Source organism: Candidatus Methylomirabilota bacterium (genome assembly GCA_036005065.1).
In the GTDB taxonomy this organism is placed as follows: Bacteria; Methylomirabilota; Methylomirabilia; order Rokubacteriales; family DASRDR01; genus DASYQW01.
In genome coordinates, this window is the sequence record DASYQW010000151.1 from 1 (window position 1) to 25257 (window position 25257).

Annotated in this window: 28 protein-coding genes; 14 read left to right on the forward strand and 14 right to left on the reverse strand. The window is 72.6% G+C overall.

From position 1 onward, the window contains the following. The coding region (locus VGW35_10685; protein ID HEV8308122.1) for a hypothetical protein at positions 1-304 on the reverse strand (304 nt) is incomplete at its 3' end. Between the two features lie 156 nt (positions 305-460). Between VGW35_10685 and VGW35_10690 the strand changes: the two genes are divergently transcribed. Next, the gene (locus VGW35_10690; GenBank protein ID HEV8308123.1) at positions 461-1522 is read left to right on the forward strand and encodes a hypothetical protein; all 1062 of its coding nucleotides are present in this window, start codon (positions 461-463) and stop codon (positions 1520-1522) included. A 139-nt stretch (positions 1523-1661) separates the two neighbouring features. On the opposite strand, the gene VGW35_10695 is transcribed toward VGW35_10690, so the two are convergent. Genes VGW35_10695 through VGW35_10705 form a run of 3 tightly spaced genes read right to left on the reverse strand, consistent with a single transcriptional unit; the run spans position 1662 to position 4288 of the window. Then, on the reverse strand, positions 1662-3089 hold the full coding sequence (locus tag VGW35_10695) for an ATP-binding protein (protein HEV8308124.1): 1428 nt from the start codon (positions 3087-3089) through the stop codon (positions 1662-1664). Positions 3090-3091: 2 nt separating this feature from the next. Further along, the gene (locus VGW35_10700; protein HEV8308125.1) at positions 3092-3820 is read right to left on the reverse strand and encodes a response regulator transcription factor; all 729 of its coding nucleotides are present in this window, start codon (positions 3818-3820) and stop codon (positions 3092-3094) included. 12 nt (positions 3821-3832) lie between these two features. After that, positions 3833-4288, reverse strand: a complete 456-nt coding sequence (locus tag VGW35_10705) for a periplasmic heavy metal sensor (protein ID HEV8308126.1) — start codon at positions 4286-4288, stop codon at positions 3833-3835. Between the two features lie 278 nt (positions 4289-4566). Between VGW35_10705 and VGW35_10710 the strand changes: the two genes are divergently transcribed. Continuing rightward, entirely contained in the window at positions 4567-4902 is a 336-nt protein-coding gene (locus VGW35_10710) for a hypothetical protein (protein HEV8308127.1), read from the forward strand. 28 nt (positions 4903-4930) lie between these two features. Here VGW35_10710 and VGW35_10715 read toward each other — a convergent pair whose 3' ends face one another. Beyond that, the gene (locus VGW35_10715; GenBank protein HEV8308128.1) at positions 4931-5383 is read right to left on the reverse strand and encodes a hypothetical protein; all 453 of its coding nucleotides are present in this window, start codon (positions 5381-5383) and stop codon (positions 4931-4933) included. Positions 5384-5574: 191 nt separating this feature from the next. Here VGW35_10715 and VGW35_10720 point away from each other — a divergent pair, with 191 nt between their 5' ends. Continuing rightward, a complete protein-coding gene (locus VGW35_10720) occupies positions 5575-6105 on the forward strand; it encodes a thioredoxin family protein (protein ID HEV8308129.1) in 531 nt (176 codons plus the stop codon). 12 nt (positions 6106-6117) lie between these two features. On the opposite strand, the gene VGW35_10725 is transcribed toward VGW35_10720, so the two are convergent. The 3 genes from VGW35_10725 to VGW35_10735 are packed head-to-tail and all read right to left on the reverse strand — an operon-like array spanning position 6118 to position 9681. Beyond that, entirely contained in the window at positions 6118-7605 is a 1488-nt protein-coding gene (locus tag VGW35_10725) for a Mur ligase family protein (protein HEV8308130.1), read from the reverse strand. Then, positions 7595-8758 (reverse strand): serine hydrolase domain-containing protein, encoded by a 1164-nt coding sequence (locus VGW35_10730; protein HEV8308131.1) that lies wholly within the window; start codon positions 8756-8758, stop codon positions 7595-7597. Before VGW35_10730 ends, VGW35_10725 begins: the two co-directional genes overlap by 11 nt. Further along, positions 8755-9681, reverse strand: a complete 927-nt coding sequence (locus VGW35_10735; protein ID HEV8308132.1) for an LD-carboxypeptidase — start codon at positions 9679-9681, stop codon at positions 8755-8757. Before VGW35_10735 ends, VGW35_10730 begins: the two co-directional genes overlap by 4 nt. A 107-nt stretch (positions 9682-9788) precedes the next feature. Between VGW35_10735 and VGW35_10740 the strand changes: the two genes are divergently transcribed. The 5 genes from VGW35_10740 to VGW35_10760 are packed head-to-tail and all read left to right on the forward strand — an operon-like array spanning position 9789 to position 14570. Further along, a complete protein-coding gene (locus VGW35_10740) occupies positions 9789-10820 on the forward strand; it encodes a thiamine pyrophosphate-dependent dehydrogenase E1 component subunit alpha (GenBank protein ID HEV8308133.1) in 1032 nt (343 codons plus the stop codon). A gap of 43 nt (positions 10821-10863) precedes the next feature. Continuing rightward, the gene (locus VGW35_10745; GenBank protein ID HEV8308134.1) at positions 10864-11976 is read left to right on the forward strand and encodes a muconate cycloisomerase family protein; all 1113 of its coding nucleotides are present in this window, start codon (positions 10864-10866) and stop codon (positions 11974-11976) included. A gap of 37 nt (positions 11977-12013) precedes the next feature. Next, a complete protein-coding gene (locus VGW35_10750; protein ID HEV8308135.1) occupies positions 12014-13222 on the forward strand; it encodes an ABC transporter substrate-binding protein in 1209 nt (402 codons plus the stop codon). A gap of 38 nt (positions 13223-13260) precedes the next feature. Continuing rightward, the gene (locus VGW35_10755; protein HEV8308136.1) at positions 13261-14151 is read left to right on the forward strand and encodes a branched-chain amino acid ABC transporter permease; all 891 of its coding nucleotides are present in this window, start codon (positions 13261-13263) and stop codon (positions 14149-14151) included. 8 nt (positions 14152-14159) lie between these two features. Continuing rightward, on the forward strand, positions 14160-14570 hold the full coding sequence (locus VGW35_10760) for a thiol-disulfide oxidoreductase DCC family protein (protein HEV8308137.1): 411 nt from the start codon (positions 14160-14162) through the stop codon (positions 14568-14570). Between the two features lie 28 nt (positions 14571-14598). On the opposite strand, the gene VGW35_10765 is transcribed toward VGW35_10760, so the two are convergent. Genes VGW35_10765 through VGW35_10775 form a run of 3 tightly spaced genes read right to left on the reverse strand, consistent with a single transcriptional unit; the run spans position 14599 to position 17043 of the window. Beyond that, positions 14599-15570 carry a branched-chain amino acid ABC transporter permease gene (locus tag VGW35_10765; protein HEV8308138.1) on the reverse strand — a complete coding sequence of 324 codons (972 nt, stop codon included), beginning with the start codon at positions 15568-15570 and terminating at the stop codon, positions 14599-14601. Between the two features lie 4 nt (positions 15571-15574). Further along, entirely contained in the window at positions 15575-16297 is a 723-nt protein-coding gene (locus VGW35_10770) for an ABC transporter ATP-binding protein (protein HEV8308139.1), read from the reverse strand. A 2-nt stretch (positions 16298-16299) separates the two neighbouring features. Further along, the gene (locus tag VGW35_10775) at positions 16300-17043 is read right to left on the reverse strand and encodes an ABC transporter ATP-binding protein (GenBank protein ID HEV8308140.1); all 744 of its coding nucleotides are present in this window, start codon (positions 17041-17043) and stop codon (positions 16300-16302) included. 98 nt (positions 17044-17141) lie between these two features. On the opposite strand from VGW35_10775, the gene VGW35_10780 reads away from it, so the two are divergent. Beyond that, the gene (locus VGW35_10780) at positions 17142-17444 is read left to right on the forward strand and encodes a hypothetical protein (protein ID HEV8308141.1); all 303 of its coding nucleotides are present in this window, start codon (positions 17142-17144) and stop codon (positions 17442-17444) included. A 67-nt stretch (positions 17445-17511) separates the two neighbouring features. Here the strand turns inward: VGW35_10780 and VGW35_10785 are convergent, their stop codons facing one another. Then, a complete protein-coding gene (locus VGW35_10785) occupies positions 17512-18177 on the reverse strand; it encodes a hypothetical protein (GenBank protein ID HEV8308142.1) in 666 nt (221 codons plus the stop codon). A gap of 280 nt (positions 18178-18457) precedes the next feature. On the opposite strand from VGW35_10785, the gene VGW35_10790 reads away from it, so the two are divergent. Further along, complete coding sequence (locus VGW35_10790) at positions 18458-20404, forward strand: NAD(P)-binding protein (GenBank protein HEV8308143.1); 1947 nt, start codon at positions 18458-18460, stop codon at positions 20402-20404. 164 nt (positions 20405-20568) lie between these two features. Here VGW35_10790 and aroC read toward each other — a convergent pair whose 3' ends face one another. Both aroC and VGW35_10800 read right to left on the reverse strand, forming a co-directional pair. Beyond that, positions 20569-21651, reverse strand: a complete 1083-nt coding sequence (aroC, locus tag VGW35_10795) for a chorismate synthase (GenBank protein HEV8308144.1) — start codon at positions 21649-21651, stop codon at positions 20569-20571. 133 nt (positions 21652-21784) lie between these two features. Beyond that, positions 21785-22294, reverse strand: coding sequence for a hypothetical protein (locus VGW35_10800; GenBank protein ID HEV8308145.1), 510 nt, complete (start codon positions 22292-22294; stop codon positions 21785-21787). Positions 22295-22410: 116 nt separating this feature from the next. Between VGW35_10800 and VGW35_10805 the strand changes: the two genes are divergently transcribed. The 4 genes from VGW35_10805 to VGW35_10820 are packed head-to-tail and all read left to right on the forward strand — an operon-like array spanning position 22411 to position 25114. Continuing rightward, positions 22411-23055, forward strand: coding sequence for an MSMEG_4193 family putative phosphomutase (locus VGW35_10805; GenBank protein HEV8308146.1), 645 nt, complete (start codon positions 22411-22413; stop codon positions 23053-23055). A gap of 16 nt (positions 23056-23071) precedes the next feature. Then, entirely contained in the window at positions 23072-23593 is a 522-nt protein-coding gene (locus VGW35_10810) for a DUF3090 family protein (GenBank protein HEV8308147.1), read from the forward strand. Between the two features lie 14 nt (positions 23594-23607). Further along, positions 23608-24312, forward strand: coding sequence for an SCO1664 family protein (locus tag VGW35_10815; GenBank protein ID HEV8308148.1), 705 nt, complete (start codon positions 23608-23610; stop codon positions 24310-24312). Positions 24313-24358: 46 nt separating this feature from the next. Beyond that, positions 24359-25114, forward strand: a complete 756-nt coding sequence (locus tag VGW35_10820; protein HEV8308149.1) for an acetoacetate decarboxylase family protein — start codon at positions 24359-24361, stop codon at positions 25112-25114. Positions 25115-25257: the final 143 nt, after the last annotated feature.

Below are 25257 nucleotides of genomic sequence, written 5' to 3' on the forward strand. Positions count from 1 at the left end.
CATCCCACCCCTCAAACTGATCTTCCCGCTTGTTGAACGTGAGCATATGGAAGAAGCGCTTGCGCGGCGGGACGGTTGGCATTTCAGTATCAAGCATGCGAATCCATCGGCGCTCAAAGCGCGACCACTTGTCACGATCACCGATGCAGGCCGTGGCGACCATGATGGGTCCGGATGTACCACTCTCGTCGATGTAGGCAGTACAGAGCTTGACCATCAATCCCTTGGCTCGAAGGCCGGGCGGGAATAGCGTCGGCCAGAGTTGTTCAAGAGACACACCGCGACGGATGACGAGCGGGATCATGCTGCCCCCCGCCGAGAGGCTGGGTCGTCATCCGCTCCGCCGTCGCCCGATTCGTCGCCACCATGCCCCCGCCGGCCAGAATCCTCATGGCACGATTCTGACCTGACAGGGCTAGGTGAGTCAAGCTGATTATCGCCCTTCCGAGACCCCCCCGAAATGCTAGCCGTGGGCCGCGCGCTGATCGCGCTCCTCGTCCTGTGGCCGGCCGCCGCCGCCGCCGAGGTCCAGCTCCCGCCCGGGTTCACGGCGCAGGTCTACGTGGCCGGGGAAGGGTTCGACGCCGGCACGACCCGCGGGGCCCGGGGCATCCCCGCGTCGTCCACGCTCGCCGTCGACCAGGCGGGCGTCCTCTACCTCGCCCGCACCGGGCGCCGCTATCTCGGGGCCATCGGTGGCGAGGGCGACGACCTGTGGCCTCTCTACCGCATTCCCCTCGGCGGCGCCCGGCTCGGTCCCGGCACCGAGGCGCGCTACTTCCACGGGCCGCCGCTCCGGAATCCCCAGGTGGCCGCGATCCGCGGCGGGCGGGAGCTGTTCGTCACCACCTTCGACCGGGACCGGATGCTCGGGGTCCTCTACCGCATGGTGGACGGACGCGCCGAGCTCTTCGCGGGGGGCACGCCGGCCCGGGGCGTGCCGCCCGTGCTCCGGCAGCCAGAGGGCGCCGCCGTGGACGCGGCCGGGAACCTCTTCGTCGCCGATCGGGAGCGGGGCCTCGTGGTCCGGCTCGACCCGAACGGGCGGATTCTCGAGCCGCATTACGTCGCGGTGACCCGCCCGCGGGTCCTGGCCGTCGACGAGCGAGACCATCTGTGGATCGGGAGCGACGCCAACGCCGAGGCCCCCTGGCAGCCAGGACCGGGCGAGATCTGGCGAGTCAGCCCCCAGGGCGTGCCGAGCCTGTTGCTGCGGGGGCCGGTACCGGCCGGCATCGGCCTCAGCCCGGGCGGCACCCTCTTCGTGGCCGACCGCCACGGCGCGCAGGTGTTCGCCGTCACGCCCGAGGGGACGCGGCTTCCGTTCGCCAGCTTCACCGACGGCGACGCGCCGCGCGGCCTCGGCTTCGTCCCGATCACCCCCGACACGCGCCGCGGCGGCATCGCCGGCGATCTCCTCGTGATCGCCATCATCCGCGGCGCCTGGCCGCTCAACGAGGTCATCCGCATCTCCGGCCCGTTCGACGAGTTCGTCCGCCGGCATCACGCCAGCACGCCCTGAGCCCAACCGGAGGGGGCCTCGACGGCCCCCTCCGGCACCTCCCCCAGGAACGGGGTTGCGGCGGCAAAGCCGCCGCAACGGAGCGGACCCTTCCGCGGTCGGCGATCGTGTGTGGGCGCGAGAGCACCTCCCGGGTTGCTCACGGATTCTGAGCGGCGCGACCGCCCGGCCCTGGCGGCTCGGCGGGCAGCACGAGGGCCACCCGGCAGCCCCGCTCCGACCCGCCGCTCCCCGTCGTCGCGCCGATCTCGATGCGCCCGCCATGCACCTCGGCGACGCGCCGCGCCAGGGTGAGCCCGAGCCCGAAGCCGTGAGAGGCCGTCCCGCTCCCGCTCGGGGTGCGCGCGCGGTCCAGCCGGTAGAACGGCGCCAGCACGCGCTCGCGCTCGGCCGAGGCGATCCCCTCCCCCTCGTCCTCGACGCTGAGCAGGACCCGGTCGCCCTCCCGCACCGCGCCGAGCGTGATCGGCGGAGCGCCGTACTTGGCGGCGTTCTCCACGAGGTTCCAGACCGCCCGCTTGAGCAGCACACCGTCGGCGACGATGGCGAGCGGCGGCCCCTCGACCACGCGGACGACCATGCCCGCGGTCAACGGGTCGTGGCCGGCCCGCTCGGCCAGCTCGGCGAGGAGCCGGCGGATATCCACGGAGCCGAGGTGCGGCGGGAGTCCCGTCGCCTCCAGTCGGGCGGTGGTCAGGACGTCGTCGATCAGCCGCTCCAGCTCGGCGAGGTCATCCTCCACGACCCGCAGACGGGCCTCGCTCTCCCCGTCACGCGGGAGGAGGGCCAGCGCCACCCGGATGCGCGCCAGGGGGGAGCGCAGCTCGTGCGACACGTTGGCCAGGAGCTCCTTCTGCCCGCCCACCAGGCGCTCGACGCGCTCGGCCATGTCGTTGAAGGCGCGCGTCAGCTCCCGCAGCTCGTCGTGGTGCGGTTTCCGCCCCGGCCACCAGCGACGGAACCCGCGGCCCGCCTCCTCGGGGACCCGGTAGGCGAGCTCGCCGCGGCCGAGGCGCCGCGCCGCCTCGGTGAGGCGCTCCACCGGCCGGGAGATCCGGCGCGCCAGCGGAGCGGCGGCCACCGCGACGATGAGCAGCACGAGGGCCACGGTGAGCCCGGGCCGCCAGAAGGTGGCGGCGTGCAGGGGCCGGGGAGCCGAGACCTCGACGAACCCGACGACCGCGCCGGAGCCCGGCGCCCGGACCGCGGTCGCCACGAACCAGGGCGCGGGACGCGTCAGGAGGCTCCCGCCGCGGAGGTCCGCCAGCTCGCTCGGGGTCAGCATCCGGAGCTCGGCGCCGGCGGCGACCATCCGCCGCCCGTCGGCATCCCGGACCGTCACGTCGACGTCGAGATCGTCGTGGAGCTGGCGAACCCGCCGGTTCAGCTCGTCCGGATGGGCGAAGCTCTCGGCGACGAGCGCGGCGACGTGGCGGGCTCCCCGCTCCGCGACCTGACGCTGGAACACGCTGCGCTGGCCGACGGCGAAGGCGATGGTCGCCGCGAGCCCGACGATCAGGAGCACGCCGAGGAAATGCCGGTAGATGCGCCAGTACAGGCGCGGCACGGTCAACCCTCGCCGCGGGACAGCCGGTAACCCACGCCCCGCACCGTCTTGATGTGGCGCGGCGCCCTGGGGTTCACCTCGAGCTTGGCCCGGAGCTTCGAGATGTGCACGTCGATCGAGCGATCGAAGGCCTCGTAGGCCTCCCCCTTGAGGGCGTCGAGGAGCTGTTCCCGCGAGAGCACGCGGCCGGCCGCCCGGGCCAGGGCGGCCAGGAGCTCGAACTCGTAGTGCGTGAGCACGGGACGCCGCCCGCCGACGGTGACCTCGCGGGCGTCGAAGTCGATCGCGAGCTCGCCGGAGCGGAAGCGCCGGGGGCCGGCCGGGACACCCGGGCCCGCCGGCGCGCCGGGCCCGGCGGCACGCCGCAGCACCGCGCGGATGCGGGCGAGCAGCTCGCGGGGATTGAAGGGCTTGGCGAGGTAGTCGTCGGCCCCCAGCTCGAGCCCCACGATCCGGTCGACGTCGTCGCCCTTGGCGGTGAGCATGACCACCGGGATCGCCTGCAGCTCGGGGGCCGCCCGGATGCGGCGGCACACCTCCAGGCCGTCCGCCCCGGGCAGCATCACGTCGAGCAGCACCACGTCGAAGTGCCGCTTCCGGAGGGCCGCGAGGCCGCGCTCCCCATCACCGGCGACGGCGACGTCGATCTCGTTCTTGCCGAGATACTCCGCCACCAGGGCGCCCAGGCGCGCGTCGTCGTCGATGAGCAGCGCGGCCACGCGGTTCGACATGCGTCCGGGCCGTCAGTGCAGGTGGCTCAGCCGATGCGCCCGCACATAGTCGGCCAGGGCCTTGCGCTGGGCCGGGGTGAGGACGTCGTGCACCTCGACCAGCGCCTGGTGGATCGTGTCCCGGACGCGCTCCCGCTCGGCGTCAGCCTGCTGGTGGAGCGCCTCGACCCGGGCCGGATCGACCGCATCGGCCTCGAACAGCCGGAGCGCCTCTTCCAGGTGCGCCCGCCGGGTCGCCCGCTGGGCTTCCAGCGTCGCGAAGACGCGGTCGCGCGCTCCATGGATCGCGGTGCGCTGATCCGGCGTCACCCGGGCCTCGTCCAGCGCCTCGTCGATCGCCGAGACGATCATCCGCTTCATGATCCCGTGCCGGCCCCCGGCGTGAGCGCCGAAGGCCACGGCGCCCACTCCGGCCACCAGACCCGCCGTCACCCCGGCCACCATCCCGATCACCGTCCGTCGCGTCATGGCTCGACTCCTCCTCGTTTGGGGTTGCGCGGGCTCTCGGCCCGCTCGCCTCCGAGGATGGAGCCCCGCCGTTAAGCGCGTTTGTGCGCTGCGTAAAGTTTCGTGAAGCCGCCGTGGCGAGCCGCCCGCCAGCCCGAGCGCCTCGGCAAGGCTGACGTATCCGCCCCAGCCGCGATGGCGGCCCGGGACTTGACGCCCTGCCGACTCCGGTGATCTAGTGCGGCCCAAGACGACCCGCCGTGACCCCCGGGGGCGCGCGTCGCCGGAGGAGGACTGCCATGCGTCGAGGATTCGTGACCGCCGCCGCCATCATCCTCATCGCGGGCCCCGCCGTAGGCGCCGCCCAGGAGGCGCGACCCGGACCGGTGCCGATGACGCCCGGCGGAGCGCCGACAGGCGGGATGGGCGGGGGCCGAGGCGGCGGCATGATGGGCGGCGGCATGATGGGAATGCACAGCGGCATGCCCGGGATGCGAGGTCGAGACCACCTCGAGCACCTCATGGTCCACGACCCGAAGGCGGCGGCCCGCATCATGCGGTTCCGCGCCGACATGCTCCGCGCCATCAGCGAGGTGCTCCAGCGCCACGCCACCGAGCTGGAAAAGGCCCAGTGAGACACGCGCCAGAAGGTGGCGGATGCGGCTACCCGAGGTAGTCGCGGAGGTCGAGCCGGCTCCATAGATCCCGGGGGGGCTCGGCCACCTCCGGGAACCCGGGGTCCAGGGACTTGGTGGCGTCGATCCCCAGCCGCGTGCTGAGGAGGCGGCTGCCGCCCGGGGCCGAGTGCCAGGGCGGGTAGCCGGTGGGATCGACCCGCGAGATGTACGATCCCGGCACGACGAAGAACGAGCGGTCGGCCTGAGTCCGGGTCATCATGGCCCAGATGACCTTGCGGTCGTCGTAGATGTCCACGTCCTCGTCCACCACGATCGCGCACTTGAAGCGATAGGCCCCGAGCGCCGCCAGCGCCGCGTTGACTCCCAGCCCTTCCATGTCCTTCCGGACCTGGACGTACACCAGGTTGCCGGCCCCGGAGACGGGCACGTTGATGGCCGTGATCTGCGGGATCAGCTGCTGGAGCTGGGAGAGCACCACGCCCTCCATCCCGAGCGTGCATGGTGCCTCCCGGGGACGAGCGTGCTCGGAATCGATCGGGTGCGTCCCACCATAGAAGCGGGCCCCGGCGCTGTCAAGGGATCGCCGGGGGACGAGCTCGGCCGGCGAGCTCGGCCGCTTGACGCGAGCCGACCCCGGCCCTAGGCTCTACTCTCGACAAGGAGGCACGCGTGAGGCGCCTGATCGTCTCGATACTCCCCGGGCTGGTCGCCGCCGGCCTGCTCGCGAGCTCCCCGGCCGACTCGCAGGTCCGGCTGGCCCAGGAGCCGTCTCAGGGCCGGCCGACCCCGCAGCCCGCGTCGGCGGCGAAGATCCACTGGCGGACCGCGCTGTACGGAGCCTTCGAGGAGGCCCTGCAGGTCAAGAAGCCCTTGGTCGTGTACTTCTACCAGCGGGCGTGTCAGTGGTGCGACCGGATCGAGGCCGGTCCGTTCGCCAGCCCGGAAGTCAACGCGCTCGGCGACAAGGCCGTCTTCGCGCGGATCGACTACGAGCAGGACGACCAGCACAAGAACGTCTCGAAGATGGTGCAGTCGCTCCGGATCGATCGCTTTCCCACCGTCGTGCTGCTGGACGTCTGGCCGGACGCGATCATGGAGCGAGGACGCGTGGTCGGGTACTTCGACATCCTGACCTACTACTTCCGTCTGAGCCAGCTCTTCCTGGAGCCGCCCGCCACCAAGCCCACGCCCAAGCCCTGAGCGGCGGCGCCCTCACGGCGGAGGGTGCCCGAGGGCGGCCAGGAGCTTGTCCAGGAAGCCCCCGAACGCGCCGTTGCTCATGACCAGGACGACGTCGCCCGGCCGGAGTCCGCGCGCGACGCGCAGGACCAGCGCGTCGACCTCCGGCTCGGCCTCCGCCTCGATCCCCTGGCGGCCGAGCGCCGCCGTCAGGCGGGCCACGTCCAGCCGCTGGTCGGCCGGGACCATGTCGTGGGGCTCGGGGATCTTGAGGCTCACCCGCCCGGCGCCGGCGAAGGCCAAGGCGTACTCGTCCTGATGGATGTTGCGGCGGCTGGTGTTGGAGCGGGGCTCGAACACCGCCCACACGCGCCGGCCGGGGTAGCGGGCGCGGATGGCGGCGAGGGTCTCCCGGACCGCGGTCGGGTGGTGGGCGAAGTCGTCGATCACGGTGACCCCGCCCACCTCCGCCCGCAGCTCCTGCCGCCGGCGGACGCCGGCGAACGTCGCGAGGCCGTGCCGGACCTCCTCGAGCGCGAGGCCGAGGCCCAGGGCGGCCGCCACCACGCCGAGGGCGTTCTCCACGTTGTGGGCGCCGCCGAGCGGCAGGCGCATCGGGCCGATGACCCGGCCGCGCTCGAGGACGTCGAAGCGCGCGCCCTCCGGATCGAGCGCCAGGTCACGCACCGTGTAGTCCGCGGCCGCATCATGGGCGGCGGCATAGGTCACGACCCGCGCCGGGCCGCGGCGCGCGATCCGCAGGGCATTCGGGTAGGCGGCGCTGACCGCCAGCAGGCCGTCCGGCGGCAGCAGCCCCACGAAGCGCTCGAAGGCCGACTCGTAGTGGGGCAGGTCGCGGAAGATGTCGGCGTGGTCCAGCTCGATGCTGGTGAGGATCGCCGTCCGCGGTCGGTAGTGGAGGAACTTCGGCCCCTTGTCGAAGTACGCCGTGTCGTACTCGTCACCCTCGACCACGAAGTGGGGGCCGGCGCCGAGCCGGTAGTTCGCCGCGTAGTTCCGGAGGACCCCGCCGACCAGGAAGGAGGGGTCACGGCCCGCCTCCACCAGCACGTGTCCCATCAGCGCCGCGGTCGTCGTCTTCCCGTGGGTGCCGACGACCACCACCGCGTGCCGCGCGTCCAGGAAGAAGCTACCCAGCGCCGCCGGGAAGCTCATCTGCGGCAGGCGGCGGGCCCGCACCTCGCCGGCCTCGGGGTTCACGCGGCGGATGACGTTGCCGATGATGACCAGGTCCGGCTTGGCGGCGTCGAGGTTGGCCGGGCTGTACGGCGTCAGCACGCGGATGCCCCAGGCCGCCAGCATCTCGCTCATCGGCGGGAAGACGTTCTGGTCGCTCCCGGTCACCTCGTAGCCCGCGGTCTTGAGCATCCCCGCGAACGAGCCCATCCCGGTCCCGGCCACGCCCACGAAGTGGATGCGCCGGACGCTCCGGCGGTCCACGGCCGGGAGGACCACCCCGTCGTCGGCGAGCCGCGCGCCCGGCGCCGGATCAGGCGCCATGCCCGAGACCCTCGACCACCGCGTCGTGAAAGCGCGGGCGAAAGGCGCGGATGCGGGTCTCGGCGCGCCCGCGGGCGGTCCGGTTGGTGCAGAGGGCGACGACCAGCCCGCGGGCCCGGTCGATCCACACGCTCGTGCCGGTGAAGCCGAGGTGGCCGACGGCGCCGGGCGGGCGGGCACCCAGGAGGCGGCCGGCGGATGACCCGGCGGGGGCGTCACCGGGCAGCCGGGTGTCGAAGCCGAGGGCGCGGCTGCTCCCGGGCGTCTCGCCGTCCCGCCGGAGCGCGCGCTCCCAGAGTCCACCCGGCGCGACCCGTCCGGCGCCGGCGAGCTCGTCCAGCACCGCCCGGCCGAACGCCGCGACGTCCCCGACGGTCCCGAAGAGCCCGGCGTGCCCGGCCACGCCGTCCATCGCCCAGGCGTTGTCGTCGTCCACCTCGCCGGGGGCCGACGGATACGGCCCGATCGGCGCCCACAGCCCTTCCTGGCCGGGGGCCGCCTCGCGAGGACGCGTCGCCCCGGTGGACGCGATCGTGGCCGGCTCCGGGCCGGCCGGGGGCGCCGAGAGCCGCCGGAAGCGCGCGGCGAGCCCGAGGGGCGCCGCCACGCGCTCGGCGAAGAGCGCGTCGAGCGGGACGCCCGCCGCCACCGAGAGCAGCTCCCCGAGGACGAGGAAGCCCACGTCGCTGTACACCGCGCGCGCCCGGGGCGGCTCGGCCGGCGGCGTCGCCAGCGCCTGGTCGACGACCGCCCGGCGGGCCGCCGCCCGCCGCGCAGGGTCGCAGTCGCGGGCGAAGAGCCGCGGCTCCTCCCGCATCACCGGCGCGAAGAAGGGTCTGAAGGCCGGGAGGCCGGCGCGGTGGTAGAGCAGGTCGCCGAACGTGACGCCGGCCCGCCCCGCGGCCGAGTCCGGACCATAGCGCGCGACCGGCGTGTCGGGCTCGAGCTTGCCCTCGCCCCACAGCGAGAGGAAGGCGGCGGTGGTGCACATCACCTTGGTGAGCGAGGCGAGATCGAAGAGCGTTCGCGCGGTGGCATCCCCGGCCGCGCCCTCGAACAGACACTCGCCGCCGCGCAGGACCAGGGCCGCCGCGCCGGGGAAGATCCCCGAGGCGACGCCCTCGTCGAGGAGCGTCTGGAGCCGCGCGCTCACCGTGATTCCCCGGCGGCGACCGCCGGCTCCAGAAACGTCAGGGTCCCCGCGCCCGCGTCCAGCCGGACGCGGCTGCCGAGGGGGACGGGCAGGTTCACCGTCCCGTGGCCGATGGGGAAGCCGCCGACGCACGGGAGCCCGATCTCGGCGGCCAGCGTCGCCAGGACCTCGGCGCTCGTGTACTCGCCGCCCGGCTCCTCACAGTCGGTGAACTCGCCGAGCGCGATTCCGCGCACTCGGTCGAACACGCCGGCCAGGGCGAGGTGGGTCCACAGGCGGTCGAGGCGATACGGCCGCTCGCCGACGTCCTCGAGCAGCAGGATCGCCCCCTCCAGCGGGGGAAGGTAGGGCGTGCCGAGCAGGCGCGTCAGCACCGAGAGGTTGCCGCCGAGGAGGGGCCCCTCGGCGACGCCGCCGACGAGCGGGGTGCCGGAGAGCGGCGGCGCCAGCGACCCCGTCGCCTCCAGGAGCTGGAAGAGCCGGTCGACGGCCTCGGGGGACTGGGTGCCGAGCTGGGTGAGGACCGGGCCGTGGACGCTGACCCAGCCGACGGCCTGGAGCGCGAGGTGGAGCGCGGTGAGGTCCGAGAAGCCGATCACCGGCTTGGGCCGGAAGGCCGAGGCCCGGAGCTTCGGCCAGAGCCCGGGGAGGAGCCGCATGCTCCCGTAGCCGCCGCGGGCCGCGAACACCGCGCGCACCGAATCGTCGGCCAGCGCGGCCGTCAGCTCGTCGAGTCGCCGGGTATCGTCGCCGGCCAGGTAGCGCGTCCGGGCGAAGAGGCCCTGGTCGAAGACCGGCCGGTAGCGGACGCGGAGGACGCGGAGCCCCGCCTCGAAGGTCTCGCGCTCGAACGGCCCGGCCGGCGCGACGATCGCCACCTCGTCGGACGCCCGAAGCCCGCTCGGCCGCGTGAAACGCGTCACGGCGAGTCGATTGTATCAGCCGCCCGACGGGGGCACCAAGCGTCGGCGTGAATCGCGGCCCTCGTTGCGGCGCTCCGCCGCCCCGGGCTACAATGCCAGTCTCAGCGATGCCACGGCAGCGAGTCGATCTGCCCGCCATCGAGTGCCTCTCCATCCTCGACGCCGAGGGCGCCGTCGACCGGACGCTGGAGCCGGAGATCCCGCCGGGCGACCTCCAGCGCCTGTACCGGACCTGCCTCCTGGCCCGCCGGTTCGACGAGCGCATGCTTCGCCTGCAGCGGCAGGGGCGGATCGGGACCTATCTGCCCGCCCGCGGCCACGAGGCCGCGATCCTGGGGAGCGTGTACGCGCTCCGCCCGACCGACTGGCTGGTGCCCGTCTGGCGCGAGTGGCCGGCCTACGTGTGGCGTGGCTGGCCGCTGGAGAGCCTGATCCTCCTCTACGCCGGCTTCACCGAGGGCACGCGGCCCCCCGACGGCCTCCGGGACCTGCCCGTGTGCGTCCCCATGGGCAGCCACGTCCCGCACGCGGTGGGCGTCGCCTACGCCGCCCGCTACAAGCGAGAGGAGAGCGTGACGCTCTGCTACTTCGGGGACGGGGCCAGCTCTCACGGCGACACCCAGGAGGCGTTGAACTTCGCCGGCATCTTCCAGGTCCCGCTCGTCTTCGTGTGCATCAACAACCAGTGGGCCATCTCGGTCCCGCGCGCGCGGCAGACCCGGGCCCCGACGCTCGCCCAGAAAGCCGTCGCCTACGGCTTCCCGGGCGTCCAGGTGGACGGGAACGACCTCCTCGCCGTCTACGTCGCGACCCGCGAGGCGGTGGAGCGCGCCCGGCAGGGTGGCGGCCCGACGCTCATCGAGGCGGTGACCTATCGCCTCCTCGCGCATTCGACCGCGGACGATGCCTCCCGGTACCGGAGCGACGCCGAGGTGGCCGAGTGGGAGGCCAAGGAGCCGCTCGTGCGCTTCCGCCGGTACCTCGAGGCCAAGAGCCTCGTGGACGAGCGGCTCCACGCGGAGCTGGACGCCGAGGTGGACGGCGAGGTCCGGGCGGCGATCGAGCGCGCCGAAGCGCAGATGCGCGAGGCCCGCCCTCTTGATCCTGCGGCCGCTCGTCCGCCATCATCATCGCCATGACGAGCCGGCCGCGGGATGGCGTGGTGGTGGTCGCGGAGTGGGCATGAAGATCGGGGAGATCGAGACCATCATGGTCGACATCCCGACGCGCCGGCCCCACGCCATGTCGTTCGGGACGGTGACCCTCCAGAACTTCGTGATCGTCCGCATGCGGACGGACGCCGGGCTCGAGGGGCTGGGGGAAGCGGCGATCCCCGGCGGCCCCACCTGGAACGAGGAGTCCGCCGAGACGGTCAAGGCCGTCATCGACCGCTACCTGGCGCCCGTCCTGCTCGGCCAGGACCCGTTCCAGGTCGAGCGCCTCCTCCGCGAGATGGATCGTGCGGCGAAGGGGAACCACTTCGCCAAGGCCGCGCTCGAGTTCGCCTGCTTCGACCTGATGGGCCGGGCCCTTCGGGTGCCGGTGAGCGCACTCCTCGGGGGCGTGGTCCGGGACCGCATCCCCTACAGCTGGAGCCTGGCCACCGGCGACACGGACCAGGAGATCGCCGAGGCCCGGACGTGGGCCGACGGGGGCAGCACCCTCTTCAAGGTCAAGGTGGGCGTGCGGCCGGCTGCCGAGGACCTGGGCCGCCTCGAGCGGATCGCCGCCGCCTTGCCGCCGCCGGTCCGGGTCCGGGCCGACGCCAACCAGGGCTGGGACGAGCCGACCACGCTCCGGCTGCTCCCGCGCCTCGAGGCCACCGGGATCGACCTCCTCGAGCAGCCGGTGCCGCGCTGGAATCGCGCCGCGATGGCCCGGATCACCGCGGCCTCGCGGCTGCCGATCATGGCCGACGAGAGCGTCGGCACGATCCAGGAGTGCCTGGAGGCCGCGCGGCTCCACCTGGCGCACGTCTGGAGCCTGAAGCTGACCAAGGCGGGCGGGCTCCTGCGGGCCAAGCAGGCGGCCGCCATCGCCGAGGCGGCCGGTGTCCCGTGTTACGTCGGGAACATGATCGAGACCGCGATCGGCACGGCGGCCTATGCGCACTTCGCCGCCTCCACCCCCGTGGTGACCGAGGGGTGCGAGCTCTTCGGCCCGCTCCTGCTCGCCGACGACCTGACCCGCGAGGGGATCCGGTACCAGGACGGTCACGTCCTCGTGCCTGACGGCCCCGGGCTCGGCGTCACCCTCGACGAGGCCAAGCTGGAACGATATGCCCGGCGCGCGTGACCTGCACGCGCGATACCGGGGCCAGAGGAGACACGCCATGACGAGACGAGTCGGGATCGGGGTCCTGGTGACGCTGGTGGTGGCCGGGCTCGTCACGCCGGTGCTGGCCCAGAAACCGGCCAGGATCGGGGTGCTGACGCCGCTGTCCCCGCCAGGGGATGCGAGCGCCGGGCAGTTCATCGTCCGGGGCGCCAAGATGGCCGCCGACGACGTGAACGCCCGGGGCGGGGTGCTCGGCGGGCGGAAGGTCGAGCTGGTCATCGAGGACGATTCCGGCACGCCCGAGAAGGGCGCGGCGGCCTTCCGGAAGCTCGCCACCCAGGACCAGGTCGTCGCCGTCATCGGGCAGTTCCACAGCTCGGTGATGACGGCGGTGCAGGCCCTGGCCGAGCAGTTCCAGATCCCCATCTTCGCCACCCAGGCCTCGGCGCGGGGGATCACCGAGCGGCACCTCACCTACACCTTCCGCACGCACGTCATCGACCCGGACCGGGTGCGGCTCTGGAACCAGTGGATCAAGGAGCGGGGCTTCAAGCGGGTCGCCCTCATCGCCGAGAACACGGACTACGGGGTCGGCGTCGTCGAGGAGACCCGGAGCCTGTTCAAGACGATGGACGTCAAGGCGGAGCTGAAGACGATCATCTTCGACCGGACGTCGGTGGATCTCACCCCCCAGCTCCTCGAGATCAAGAGCTGGAATCCCGACCTCGTCCTGAACGTCGGGGTCGGCACCCCGGTCTACCTGATCATCAAGCAGGCGTACGACGTCGGGCTCTTCCCGGCCGTGCCCATGCTGGTCTCCTACGACCTGCCGGCCCGGCCCGAGTACTGGAAGAACCTGGCCGACAAGGGCACCTACCTCGTGTTCATCGCGTACTACCACCCGACGATGAAGCTCACCGCGCGGGGCGAGGCCATGCGGAAGAAGTACCGCGAGCAGTTCAACGAGGACCCCGTCTACGGCGCCCTCAACGGGTACGCCCAGGTCCTCCTGCTGGCCGACGCCCTCAACGCGGCCAAGAGCGACAAGGGCGAGGACCTGGTCAAGGGCCTCCTGGCCAACAAATTCGAGGGCTGGAACGCCACCATCGGCTTCACGCGCGGCGAGGGGCCCTACTGGCAGCAGTGGACGCCGCCGATGCTCTTCATGCAGTACACCAAGCCCGACATGCCGTTCGCCGAGGCCAAGATCGTCTTCCCGGCCGAGTTCAAGACCGCCGACATGGTGCCGGCGCCCAAGCGCTGAGGCACTGGCCGCCCCTTCGCGGATGAGGGGCATCCCCGGTGGACGCGCACCTCCTCTCCCAGTACGTCCTCTCCGGCATCGTCATCGGGCTGCTCTACAGCCTCATGGCCCTCGGGATCACCTTCATCTACAGCGTCATGAAGATGATCAACTGGAGCATGGGCGAGTTCTACATGATCGGCAGCTACGTCCAGTACGCGCTGCTGGCGACCGTGCTCGGCCCCGAGCGGTGGTATCTCGCCCTGCCCCTGGCGATGGGCACGGTCTTCCTGCTCGGCCTGGTCGTCCAGCGAGTCCTGTTGCGGCCGATGTTCGTGGGCATGATCGAGCGGCGCGACGAGTACGCGACCGTCGTCACGATCGCGCTCATGGTGTTCTTCCGGAACCTGGCCATCGTCCTCGGCGGCCCGAACCAGTACGCCCCCCGCGACTACGCCCGCCCGCGGATGCTCGGCACGCTGCCGATCTCGGGGAACCGGTTCGTGGCCCTGGTGGCCACCCTGATCCTCCTGGGCCTCTTCGCCCTCGCCATCAAGACGACCTGGGTGGGCCGGGCCCTCCGCGGCGCCGCCCAGAACCGCGTGGGGATCCAGACGGCCGGCATCGACGTCCTCCGCCTCGACATGCTCGCCTTCGGCGTGGGCGTGGCCCTGGCGGCCGCGGCCGGGGCGCTCCTGGCGCCGGACTTCCTGGTCTATCCCGAGAACGGGGCGATCTCGACCTTCAAGGGGTTCGAGATCATCGTCATCGGTGGGCTCGGCTCCATCGGCGGGAGCGTCGTCGGCGGCCTGCTGCTCGGCGTGATCGAAGCGCTCGGCTCGGTCTTCCTCTCGGCGGCCTACAAGGACCTCTACGGCTTCGTGCTGCTCATCGCCCTCCTGGTGTTCCGCCCCACCGGCCTCTTCGGCGAGCGCGAGCGCACGGTGTGAGGGCTCCGGTGGGCGGCGCGTCCGGCCGCCCCATCGTCCTGTTCGATGGGGTCTGCCAGCTCTGCAACGGCTCGGTCCTGTTCATCGTGAAGCGGGACCCGAGCCGGCAGTTTCGCTTTGCGGCGCTGCAATCCACGGCCGGGGCGGCCCTGCTCCGGACGTTCGGTCTGCCGACCGATGTGCTGGACACGCTGGTCCTCATCGAGGGCGATCGCGTGTTCACCCGCTCGACGGCGTCCCTGCGGATCGCCCGGAGGCTGTCCGGGCTCTGGCCGCTGCTCTACGGGCTCATCGTCGTTCCCCGGCCGCTCCGCGACCTCCTCTACCGGGTGGTGGCGAGGAACCGTTACCGCTGGTTCGGCCGGCGCGACGCCTGCATGATGCCGACCCCCGACCTCCAGGAACGCTTCCTCGAGTGAGACGAGATCCCGTGCGAACCCCGGGCCCTCAGTCCGGGAGCTTCCGCGCCGTGAGGACCGGAGCGAGGCGCGGGATCCGGGCGGCCAGGCGGCGGCCGGCGGCCGCGGCGAGGCCGGCGAGGCCCGGGGGGTAGGCGCGGGCCACCACGATCACCAGCAGGGCGAACAGGACCATGCGCAGCTCGCCCCAGGGGCGGAGCGCCTCCGAGAGCAACTCGATGAAGAGCGCCCCCATCACCGGACCGGCGAAGGTCCGGAGGCCCCCGACGATCACCATGATGACCACGATCGCCATCTCGTTGAACTTCATCGGGGCCGGCGAGAGCAGCCCCACGTAGTGCCCCTGGAAGCCGCCGGCGGTGGCCGCGAACACCGCCGAGACGGCGAAGACGAACCGCTTCCACTTGAAGGTGTCCACGCCCATGACCGCCGCCGCCTCTTCGTCATCCCGGATGGCGCGCAGGTAGGCGCCGATCCGGGAGTGGACGATCTCCCAGGCCGCCAGCAGCGCGGCCAGGGCCAGTCCGAGGAAGAGATAGTAGTAGGCGGTCGGGCGCGGCGTGCCGAAGAGCAACGGGGTGCGCAGGCCGAGATCGCCGCGGGTGAGCTGGTACTCCACGGTGATCAGGAGCCGGATCGATTCGGCGAACGCCCAGGTGGCCAGCGCGAGATAGATGGCCCGCATCCGGAGGCAGAGGGTCCCGAGCCCGTAGCCGACCCCGGCCGCCACGCCGACCCCGGCCGCCACGCCGACCAGGATCGGCACGCCGGCGTGCTGGACCAGCAGGGCGGAGGTGTAGGCGCCGATCCCGGCGAAGGTGTGGTGGGCCAGGGAGAACTGCCCGGTATAGCCGGCCAGGAGGTTCCAGCCGAGGGCCAGGATCACGTAGTAGAAGCTCGTGACGAGCACGTGGGCGTGATACTCCGAGACGACCCAGGGCAGCCAGGCCAGCGCGGCGTAGGCCACGAGGCACCAGCCGAGACGGCGCGCGCGGGGCACCGGCTCAGACGCCGAGGAGGGCGTCCCGGATCAGCTCGCGGAGCTGGTCGGCGAAGGCGGCCCGTGGCCCCTCGCGACGGACCTGGCCCATCTCGAGCAGGTAGAGGTAGTCGGAAACCTCGACCGCCTTGGTGATGTTCTGGTCGACCAGGAGGATCGTCACGGCCGCCGCCCGGGCCTCCAGCAGGCGCGCGTAGGCCTGCTGGGCGACGCGTGGAGCGAGGCCGGCCGACGGCTCGTCCACCAGGAGGAGGCGCGGCTCGCTGGCCTGCTCCTTGGCCAGCGAGAGCATCTTGGCCTCGCCGCCGCTCAGCGCCGTGGCGCGCAGGCGGCGCTTCCCCTGGAGGCTCGGGAACTCGGCGTACGCGCGCTCGACCATCGCGGCGACCCGCGACCGATCGCGCCGGAAGACCCAGCTCCCGAGCAGGAGGTTTTCCTGCACCGTGAGCTGGGGAAAGATGTTCGCGCCCTGCGGCACATAGCTCAGGCCGAGCCGCTTGATCCGATGGGGGGCCAGGGCCTGGATCTCGCGCCCCGCGAACCGGATCCGGCCCTGGCGCGGGTGCAGGAACCCGAAGATCGTCTTGAGGAGCGTCGACTTCCCGGCCCCGTTGGGTCCGATGATGCCGGTGATCGTCCCCGGCTCGACCCGGAGCCGGATGCCATTCAGGACATCGATCCCCTCGACGTAGCCGGCGACGATCCCGTCCAGCTCGAGGAGCGCCATCGCTAGCGCCCCAGGTAGGCCTCGAGCACCAGCGAGTGGTTCGCGACCTCCTCGAACGAGCCCTCGGCGATGAGGCGCCCCTCGTGCATCACCGACACCCGCGGGCAGAGTCGACGGAGAGTGGCCATCTCGTGGGAGACGATGAGGAAGGTCACTCCCTCCTGCCGGTTCATCCAGACGATCGCCTCCATGATGGTGTCCTTGATCGTCGGGTGCACGCCGGCGAACGGCTCGTCCATCAGGAAGAGATGCAGCGGGTGGACCATGAGGCCACGGGCGATCTGGATCAGCATGCTCTGGCCGCCGGACAGCTCCTTGGCCAGGGCGTGACGGAGGCCGTCCAGGGTGACGAAGGCGAGCAGCTGGCGCGCCCGGGCGAGGATCTCAGGCCGCGGGCGGCCCGCTCCCCGATCGAGCTCGGCCAGGGCCGGCACCAGCACATTTTCGAGGACCGTCATGTTCCCGAAGAGCTTGGGGATCTGGAACGTGCGGGCCACGCCGCGGCCGGTGATCTCGTGCGGGCGCAGACGGTCGATCCGCTCGCCGCGGAGGTAGATCTGGCCGGCGTCGGGGCGGTAGAGGCCGGAGATCAGGTTGATCGTCGTGGTCTTGCCCGAGCCGTTGGGCCCGATCAGGCCCCGGATCTCGCCGTCGCCGATGGCCAGCCCGAGACCGTCCACCGCCGTGAGCCCGCCGAACCGCTTGGTGAGCCTCCACGTCTCGAGGAGTCCCCCCTTGTCCAGCACGCCCGTGCCTCCTCCGGTCCGCCGCCCGGCGTTGGTCCCCTTCATTCGCAGGGAGCGGGATGGCTTTGTCAAGGGCCCGCCTTGCGTCGCGGGCCGGAGTGCTCTACCCTCGCCTCATCCTGGCCCCCCTGACCGACCCGGAAGGTAACTTCTACAATGACGCCGGCACGCTCGTCCTGCTCCGCCTGAGCGGGACGACGCTCACGCGCCTGGCCGAGGCGCCCATCGGCCACTGGTCGCAGGGCGTCGCGTTCTCGGCCGATGGGCGCACCATCGTGGTCGGGAACATGGTCGAGCGGGACCTGCAGGTGTTCGAGCTGGCGGGCGGCACCCTGCGCGACACCGGCATCCGGATCAAGGTGAAGGGCGGGGCGGCGGCCATTCGCACGGCGGACCGGTAGAGCCGCCGAGACCGGACGGCCGAGCTTCCGCTCGGGGCGGCTCGAGGAGCACTGGCCGCCGGCTGCCTCAGCAGAAGACCGCCAGGTGAAACGAGCGGTCCGCGGCGGCCCCGGCGTTGTCGAAGGTTGCCACGACGACGCCGTGCAGGTTCGCCAGCTTCTGGGCGACGACGACCTTGCCGGGAGGCGAGAGCGTCGTGGTTGGCGTCCCGATGGTCCCGAGATACGCGCAGGTCCGAACGTCCCGGTTGAAGATCACCTCGTATCGCCCCACCGCGGTCCGCGCGAACGAGGTGACGCCGCTCTGACGCGCCAGTGCGCCGGTGCCGTTGGCGACCGCCCAGAGTTTCGTCGCGGCCGCCCCGGGGGGCCCCGCCGGCCCCTGAGGGCCTTCGGCGCCGGCCGGGCCCTCCGGCCCCTGAGGGCCTTCCGGCCCTTGAGGGCCCTCCGGCCCTTGAGGGCCTTCGGGGCCGGCCGGGCCCTGCGGCCCTCCGGGCCCGCGGGCTCCTCGCGGTCCGACGATCGCCCAGTGGACGGCCCGCTCGCCGACGCGGCACCCGGCGGTCGGCGCCACGACGCGGGCCAGGCCGTCTGACGTCCGCAGGCAAGCGTGGATCAGCGTGGGGTTGCCGCCGTGCCGCGGCTCCGGGTCGCCGCGGCTCCCGGCGGGCAGGCTCAGGATTCCTGCCAGGATGCCTCCCGTGACGAGCCATCGGATGCGTGAGTGCGCCATGTCACCCCTCCTGTGACGAGCGGCAGATCGAAACTCGCGCGGCCACCGCGCGGGACGGAGGCTGAGCCTCGCGGGGCACGTGTCAGTCGCGCCCTCCCGCCGGCTGGGTGCGTCAAGCGTAGCCGCCGTGCCAGGGGGGTGCAAGGGGGACCGGCGAGAATCGCGACGCTCGGGCCCCGGGGCCTCGCCGCACGGTGAGCCTTGCGTGGTGGGCCGGGGTGCTCTACCCTCGCCTTGCTCGGCCACCGGCCGACCGGAAGGAGGGAGCGCCGGGAGCACCATGTTTCCTCACCTCTTCGCGCCGCTTCTGCTGAAGGGCGTGACCCTCCGGAACCGCATCGTCAGCACGCCGCACAGCGACGGCATGGCCGACGCCGGCCTCGTCACCGCGCGGATGGTCGCTTACTTCGCCGCCAAGGCCGAGGGCGGCGCGGGCCTCGTCATGGGGCCGGCGGGCGGTGCCGTCCATCCCACGTCTCCGACCCGGGCCGGCGGCCTGGAGCTCTATCGCCCCGAGGCCGCGGCCGGGCTCGCCCGCCTGGCCCGGGTCGTCCACGCGGCCGGCGCGGCGTACATCCCGCAGCTCACTCACTGGGGACGCCGCGGCAGCTCCGGCGATCGGCCGGACCCCCTCCTCGCCCCGTCGCCGATCCCCGAGCCGGTGAGTGCCGAGAACCCGCGAGCCCTCACCGAGGCGGAGATCGCCGAGATCGTGGCCGCCTATGCCGCCGCCGGGCGCAGGGCCCAGGAGGCGGGCGCCGACGGGGTGGACCTCGTGGCCTACGCGAACCACCTGCCGGACCAGTTCTGGTCGCCCCTCAGCAACCGCCGGGCGGACCGATATGGCGGCTCCCTGGAGAACCGGCTGCGCTTCAGCCTCGAGGTGCTGGAAGCGATCCGGCAGGCCGTCGGGCCCTCGTTCATCGTCGGCCTGCGGATCAGCGGGAACGAGTTCGTCGAGGGCGGCCTGGAGCCGCCCACGCTGCGGGAGATCGCCCGGCGCCTGGTCGCGTCCGGCCGGCTCGACTACCTGAGCGTCTCGGGCGGCGCCGGGATGACGCCGTGGGCCCAGGCCGCGGTCGTCCCCGGGCACTGGTGGCCACAGGGGTGTTACGCCGAGTATGCCCGCGCCATGCGCGAGGTGGCGGACGGGCTGCCGATCCTGTACGCGGGCCGGGTCGTCCGGCCCGAGATGGCCGAGCGGCTCATCGCCGACGGCGCCTGTGACCTGGTGGCGATGACGCGCGCGATCCTCGCGGATCCGGAGCTGCCGACCAAGGCGCGCGAGGGGCGGCTCGACGAGATCCGCTATTGCGTGGGGGCCAACGTCTGCATCGCGCGACGGTACGGGCATCACCAGCCGGTCGCCTGCATCTACAACCCGAGCGGGGGCCGGGAAACCGAGCTGGAGCCGGTGCGGCGGGCCGATCCGGCGCGCCGGATCACCGTCGTGGGCGGAGGCCCCGCCGGCCTCGAGGCGGCCCGCGTGGCGGCCGAGCGCGGTCACCGGGTCATCCTGTTCGAGGCGACGGCCGAGATCGGCGGGCATCTTCGTCTCGAAGCCGCCATCCCGCATCGGCAGGAGCTGCGCGGGATCGTCGACTACTACCGGCGCACGCTGGCCCGCCTGGGCGTCGAGACGCGGTGCGAGACTCGGGCGACTCCCGAGGCCGTCCTGCGCGAGCGGCCCGACGCGGTCGTCGTGGCCACCGGCTCCCACCCGGCCTTCCCCGAAGTCGCGCTGGACGGGATGCCGGTGCTCGCCGCCGACGCGATACTCGACGGGGCGAACCCGGCGGGGCCGGTCGTCGTCTTCGACGACGACGGCCGCTCCCGCGGGCCGGGCGCGGCCCTCCTCCTCGCGCAGCGGGGAGTCCCGGTCGAGATCGTGACGCCCGCCCTCCACGTGGGGATCCGGCTCGATCCGTCCAACCTGCCCCCGTTCTACCGCGAGCTCCTGCGGGCCGGCGTGACGTTCACGCCGAACCACGACCTTCGCGGAGCCTCCCGGGGAACCGTCCGGCTTCGCGGCGTCTTCACGGGTGAGGAGGTCGAGCGGCCGGGCATCGCGGCCCTGGTGGTCTCACTCCTCCGGCGGGTTCCCGAGGATGGCCTCTATCACGAGCTGCGGGGACAGGTCGAGGCGCACCTGGTCGGGGACGCCTCGGCGGCGCGGCCGACCGAGACCGTGATCCTGGAAGCCGCCGTGCTCGCCCGACGCTTGTAGATCCTGGGAGGGGGTCGGACGGCCCCCTCCGATCACGAAGGCTTGATTAACCCGGCGCCGGCCACCGAGCGCGTGGTGCATCGAGGAGTGCTCCGAGCGGCGGCTTCGCCGCCGCCACGACGGGGGGGCATCGGGGGGGTCTTCCGAGACCCCCCCGAAATGACTCAGCGGGGTCGGACGGCCTCGTGGCGGAGGGCGTGGTCGGCCAGGACGAGGGCGGTCATCGCCTCGACCATGACCACCGCCCGCGGCAGCACGCACGGGTCGTGGCGGCCGCGGCCCTGGATCGTGGTCTCCTCGTGACGGACGGTGACCGTGTCCTGCTCGTGGAGGATGGTGGCGGTGGGCTTGAAGGCCACCCGGAAGTAGATGGTCTCGCCGTTGGTGATGCCGCCCTGCACGCCCCCGCTCCGGTTGGTCCGGGTGCGGACACGGTCGCCGTCCATGTAGAACTCGTCGTTGTGCTCGAGCCCGGTGAGGTCGGTCCCGGCGAACCCCGAGCCGATCTCGAAGCCCTTGCTGGCCGGCAGGCTCATCACCGCCTTGGCCAGGTCCGCCTCCAGCCGGTCGAACACCGGCTCGCCCCAGCCCGGCGGGCAGCCCCGGGCGGCGCAGACGACGAGGCCCCCGAGCGAGTTGCCTTCCTTGCGCGCCGTCTCCACCGCCGCGATCATGCGCTCGGCGACGGCGAGGTCGGGGCAGCGGATCGGCGTCCGCTCGACCTCGGCCTGGCTGACCTTCTCGACGTCGCACTCCACGACGATGCGCCCCACCTTGCCGACCCAGGCCACGATGTCGACCCCGTAGCGGTGGGCGAGGAGCTTCCGCGCGATGGCGCCCGCCGCCACGCGCCCGGCGGTCTCGCGGGCGCTGGTCCGCCCGCCGCCCCGCCAGTCGCGGACGCCGTACTTCGCCGCGTAGGTGTAGTCGGCGTGGCTCGGCCGATACTTCTCCTGCATCTCCCGGTAATCGCCGGGCCGCATGTCCTCGTTGGGGATCGACAGGCTGATCGGGGTGCCGAGGGTTTGCCCCTCGAACACGCCGCTCAGGATCCGGACCGTGTCCGATTCCTTGCGCTGGCTCACGAGGAGGCTCTGGCCCGGTCGCCGGCGGTCGAGGTCCGGCTGGATGTCGGCCTCGGCGAGCGGCAGCCGCGGCGGGCAGCCGTCGACGACGACGCCGACCGCCCCGCCGTGGGACTCCCCCCACGTCGTCACGCGGAAGAGATGGCCGAAGGTGTTGCCCATCGCGGACTCCAGCATACCGCATCCCGGCAGGGGACCGCCGCCTCGGACCCGAAGCGCGACCGGGGACCTCCCGAGTCGCCCCGCACCGGGGGCACGCGGCGTGCTTCCTGCCGGCAGGGTCCGAGTACGCGCCTTACTGGTTCACGAAATACCCGGATAGCGCCACCTGGACTGTTGCGGTCCCTCCGAAGCCACTCCGCCGCGCCTGCACCATGACCGCGGGACCGTGTGTCTGCGGCACCGGGAACGCGACCGGCACGGCCTGGCACGTCCCGCCGGCGCGCGCGCGGATAGGCTGGCTCACCGAGAACCGTGCCACCCCGGGGGGAAACGTGCCCTGCGGGTGCGCCACCAGCGTGTGCGTCGTGTGAAACCCCTCGTAGCCCTGACCAAAGATCTGCGTGATGAGCCAGACCTGGAGAGTCTGTCCGATCGGCACCCCCGCGTCCGCCGACACGTGCTCGATGACGAGACACCTGCTGAGAATGTCGGAGACCGCGAACACCGTGGTGCGAGCTGACGTCGAACCCTGAGGAATATTGATCACCAGGCCCTGCTCGTAGGCCCTCCCCGTCTCACCTCGGGCGTACAACGGAACCATGCTCACGAGGACCGCCAAGACCGAAAACACGGCACGGGCCATCGCTCGCCTCCTTTCATCATCGCCTTCAGTGCGACACGGTCCTGCTCCCGGCGGGGCCTCCAGCATACCGCATCCCGGCAGCACGGCCGCTCCCTCGTGTACCATGATCCTGGCCCATGCCCCGACAGCCGGCGCCGTCCCCCGCGCTCGTCCTGCTCGTCCGCCACGGGCGGACGGCCACGACCGGCGTCACCCTGCCTGGCCGGGCCCCGGGGCTCCACCTCTCGCCGGCCGGGCGCCGGCAGGCCGCGGCCCTCGCCGCCCGGCTGGCCCGGCTCGAGCGGGTGACGGCGGTCTACACCTCGCCGCTCGAGCGCGCCCGGGAGACGGCCGCGCCCATCGCCGAGGCCCGCAAGCTCCCCCTCCGGGTCGAGGCGGGGCTCAACGAGTGCGACTTCGGGCAGTGGACCGGGGCGAGGCTCCGGGCCCTGGCCCGGCGGCCGGAGTGGCGGGTCGTTCAACGGTACCCGAGCGGCTTCCGCTTCCCCGGCGGGGAGTCCTTCACCGAGATGCAGGCGCGCATCACCTCGACCCTGGCCGGCCTCGTGGCCCGCCACCCGGGCGGGACCATCGTGGCGGTCTCCCACGCCGATCCCATCAAAGCGGCCGTCGCCCACGCGCTGGGCACGCACCTCGACCTGTTCCAGCGGATCGCGGTCTCGCCCGGCTCGGTCACCACGATCGCCTACCGCCCCGATGGCCCCACGGTGGTGACCCTGAACTGGGTGGACGGCGATCTGGTCCCACCCAGGCCTGGATGAGGCGCGGCGACCTCTGATGAGCCGCTCCTATGACTTCGAGGCCCCCGATCTCTTCACGGCCGGCACGGTCGGCCCGCCGGGCCAGCGGGTCTTCTACGTCCAGGCGCGGGAGCGTGGCGTCGTGGCGACCTTGAAAGTCGAGAAGGAGCAGGTCGGCGCCCTCGCCGAGTATCTGGCCAGCCTGCTCTCGCAGCTCCCGGGAGCGGCCTCGCCTCGGGCCGAGGCCGGGTCGGGCGATCCGGGGCTGGTCGAGCCCGTCGAGGCCGCCTGGGCCGTCCGCTCCCTGGGCATCGGCTACGACGAGACGCGCGACCGCATCGTCATCATGGCCGAGGAGCTCCGCGACGAAGAAGACACGGAGGCCAGTGGGGAGCCCGCGTCGGCCCGGCTCCAGGTGAGCCGCGTCCAGGCGGCGGCGTTCGTCGAGCAGGCGCGGGCGCTGATGAAGGCGGGACGCCCGGCCTGTCAGATCTGCGGGCGGCCGATGAACCCCGGCGGGCACGTGTGTCCCCGGCTGAACGGGCGCGGGCGCGATTGATGGTCCGGGAGACGATGCCGGCCGGACCGACGACGCTGGAGCTGCTCACCCGGGGCGAGGTCGACGTCAGGGGCCGGATGCCCTGGAGCTCGAATGCGACGTTCCTGGTCGAGCTCCGCCTCGACGGGGTCACCGCCCAGGCCGTCTACAAGCCGGGCCGCGGCGAGCGGCCGCTGTGGGACTTTCCGCCGGGCCTCTACAAGCGCGAGGTCGCCGCGTACCAGCTCTCGGAAGCGCTCGGCTGGGGACTGGTCCCGCCGACGGTGGCGCGAGACGGGCCCCTGGGGGAAGGGTCGCTCCAGCTCTTCGTGGCGGCTGACTTCGAGCAGCACTACTTCACCCTGCGCGAGAACTCCGCCTACCACCCGACCCTCAAGCAGATCTGCGCCTTCGACATCGTGGCCAACAGCACCGACCGCAAGAGCGGGCACTGTCTGCTCGGCCCGGATGGCCGGATCTATGCCGTCGACAACGGCCTGAGCTTCCACGCCGAGCCGAAGCTGCGCACGGTCATCTGGGAGTTCGGCGGCGAATCCATCCCGGCGGCCATCCTCCGCGACCTCGGCCGGCTGATGGCGGGCGGCCTGCCGGCCCCGCTGGCCGAGCTCCTCGAGCCGGCCGAGCAGAAGGCGCTGCTCGCGCGGGCCCGGGCGCTCCTGGCGAGCCGCCGCTTCCCCGTCGACTCGACCGGCCGGCGCTACCCCTGGCCGCTGGTCTAGCCGCGCGTTGCGGGGCCCCCAACCCTTGCCATCGAGGAGGGAGAACATGAGCGACTCGAACCGGGATGCCCGTGGCGGGCCGGTGAGGCTCAGCGGGACCAAGCCGCGCGGCCTGCCGTTCCTCAGGCCACTGTACGGGCTCCCGCCCTATCAGTACACCGACGACGTCGTCCTGGTCATCGTGTACGAGGCCGAGGAGGCGGCGATCCGGGAGGTGCTCCCGGCCGAGCTCGAGCCGGTCCCCGGCAACGTCGTGGCCATGTGCTTCTTCCTCTGCCCCGACGTCACCGGCATGGGGCCCCACAACTTCACCATGCCCTGCATCCCGGCTCGCTACGGCGAGCACGTCGGGCAGTTCGTCCCCTACCTCTACACGAGCACGGAGGTGAGCCTCGCCTGCTACCGCGAAGGTCAGGGATGGCCGGCCCGGCTCGGTCAGACCGAGATCACCGAGGCCCGGGGCCTGGTGCGGGGGCGCGTCTCGCGCAACGGCCGCGAGCTGATCCACGGGTCCGCGCGGGTCGGCGGCGACCGCATCACCACCATCGACTTCCTGCCGATCATCCTCTACAAGGAGATCCCCAGCATCGACGGCCAGACGTGCGACGTCGCCCAGCTCATCACCTCGACCTCCCGCTTCACGAACCTCGACTTCAGGGCCGGGACGGGCGAGCTCGCCTTTCCGGACCCCGGCGACGACCCCGTGGCGCGGCTTCGGCCGATCCGGGTCACCTCGGCGCTGTACGGCACGATGGACGACTACTACCCCGAGACGATCCGGGTGCTGAAGGAGCTGCGGTAGGGCGACGGCGCGATGGACCACGGGGCGCCGACGGGGGTCGCGCCCGGCCCGCCGGCGTCGTTCCGCTGGTCCACCATGCTGATCCTGTGCGGCACCCTCGCCCTCCACAACGGGCTGCGGCTCGGCCCGGTGACGCTGGTGGA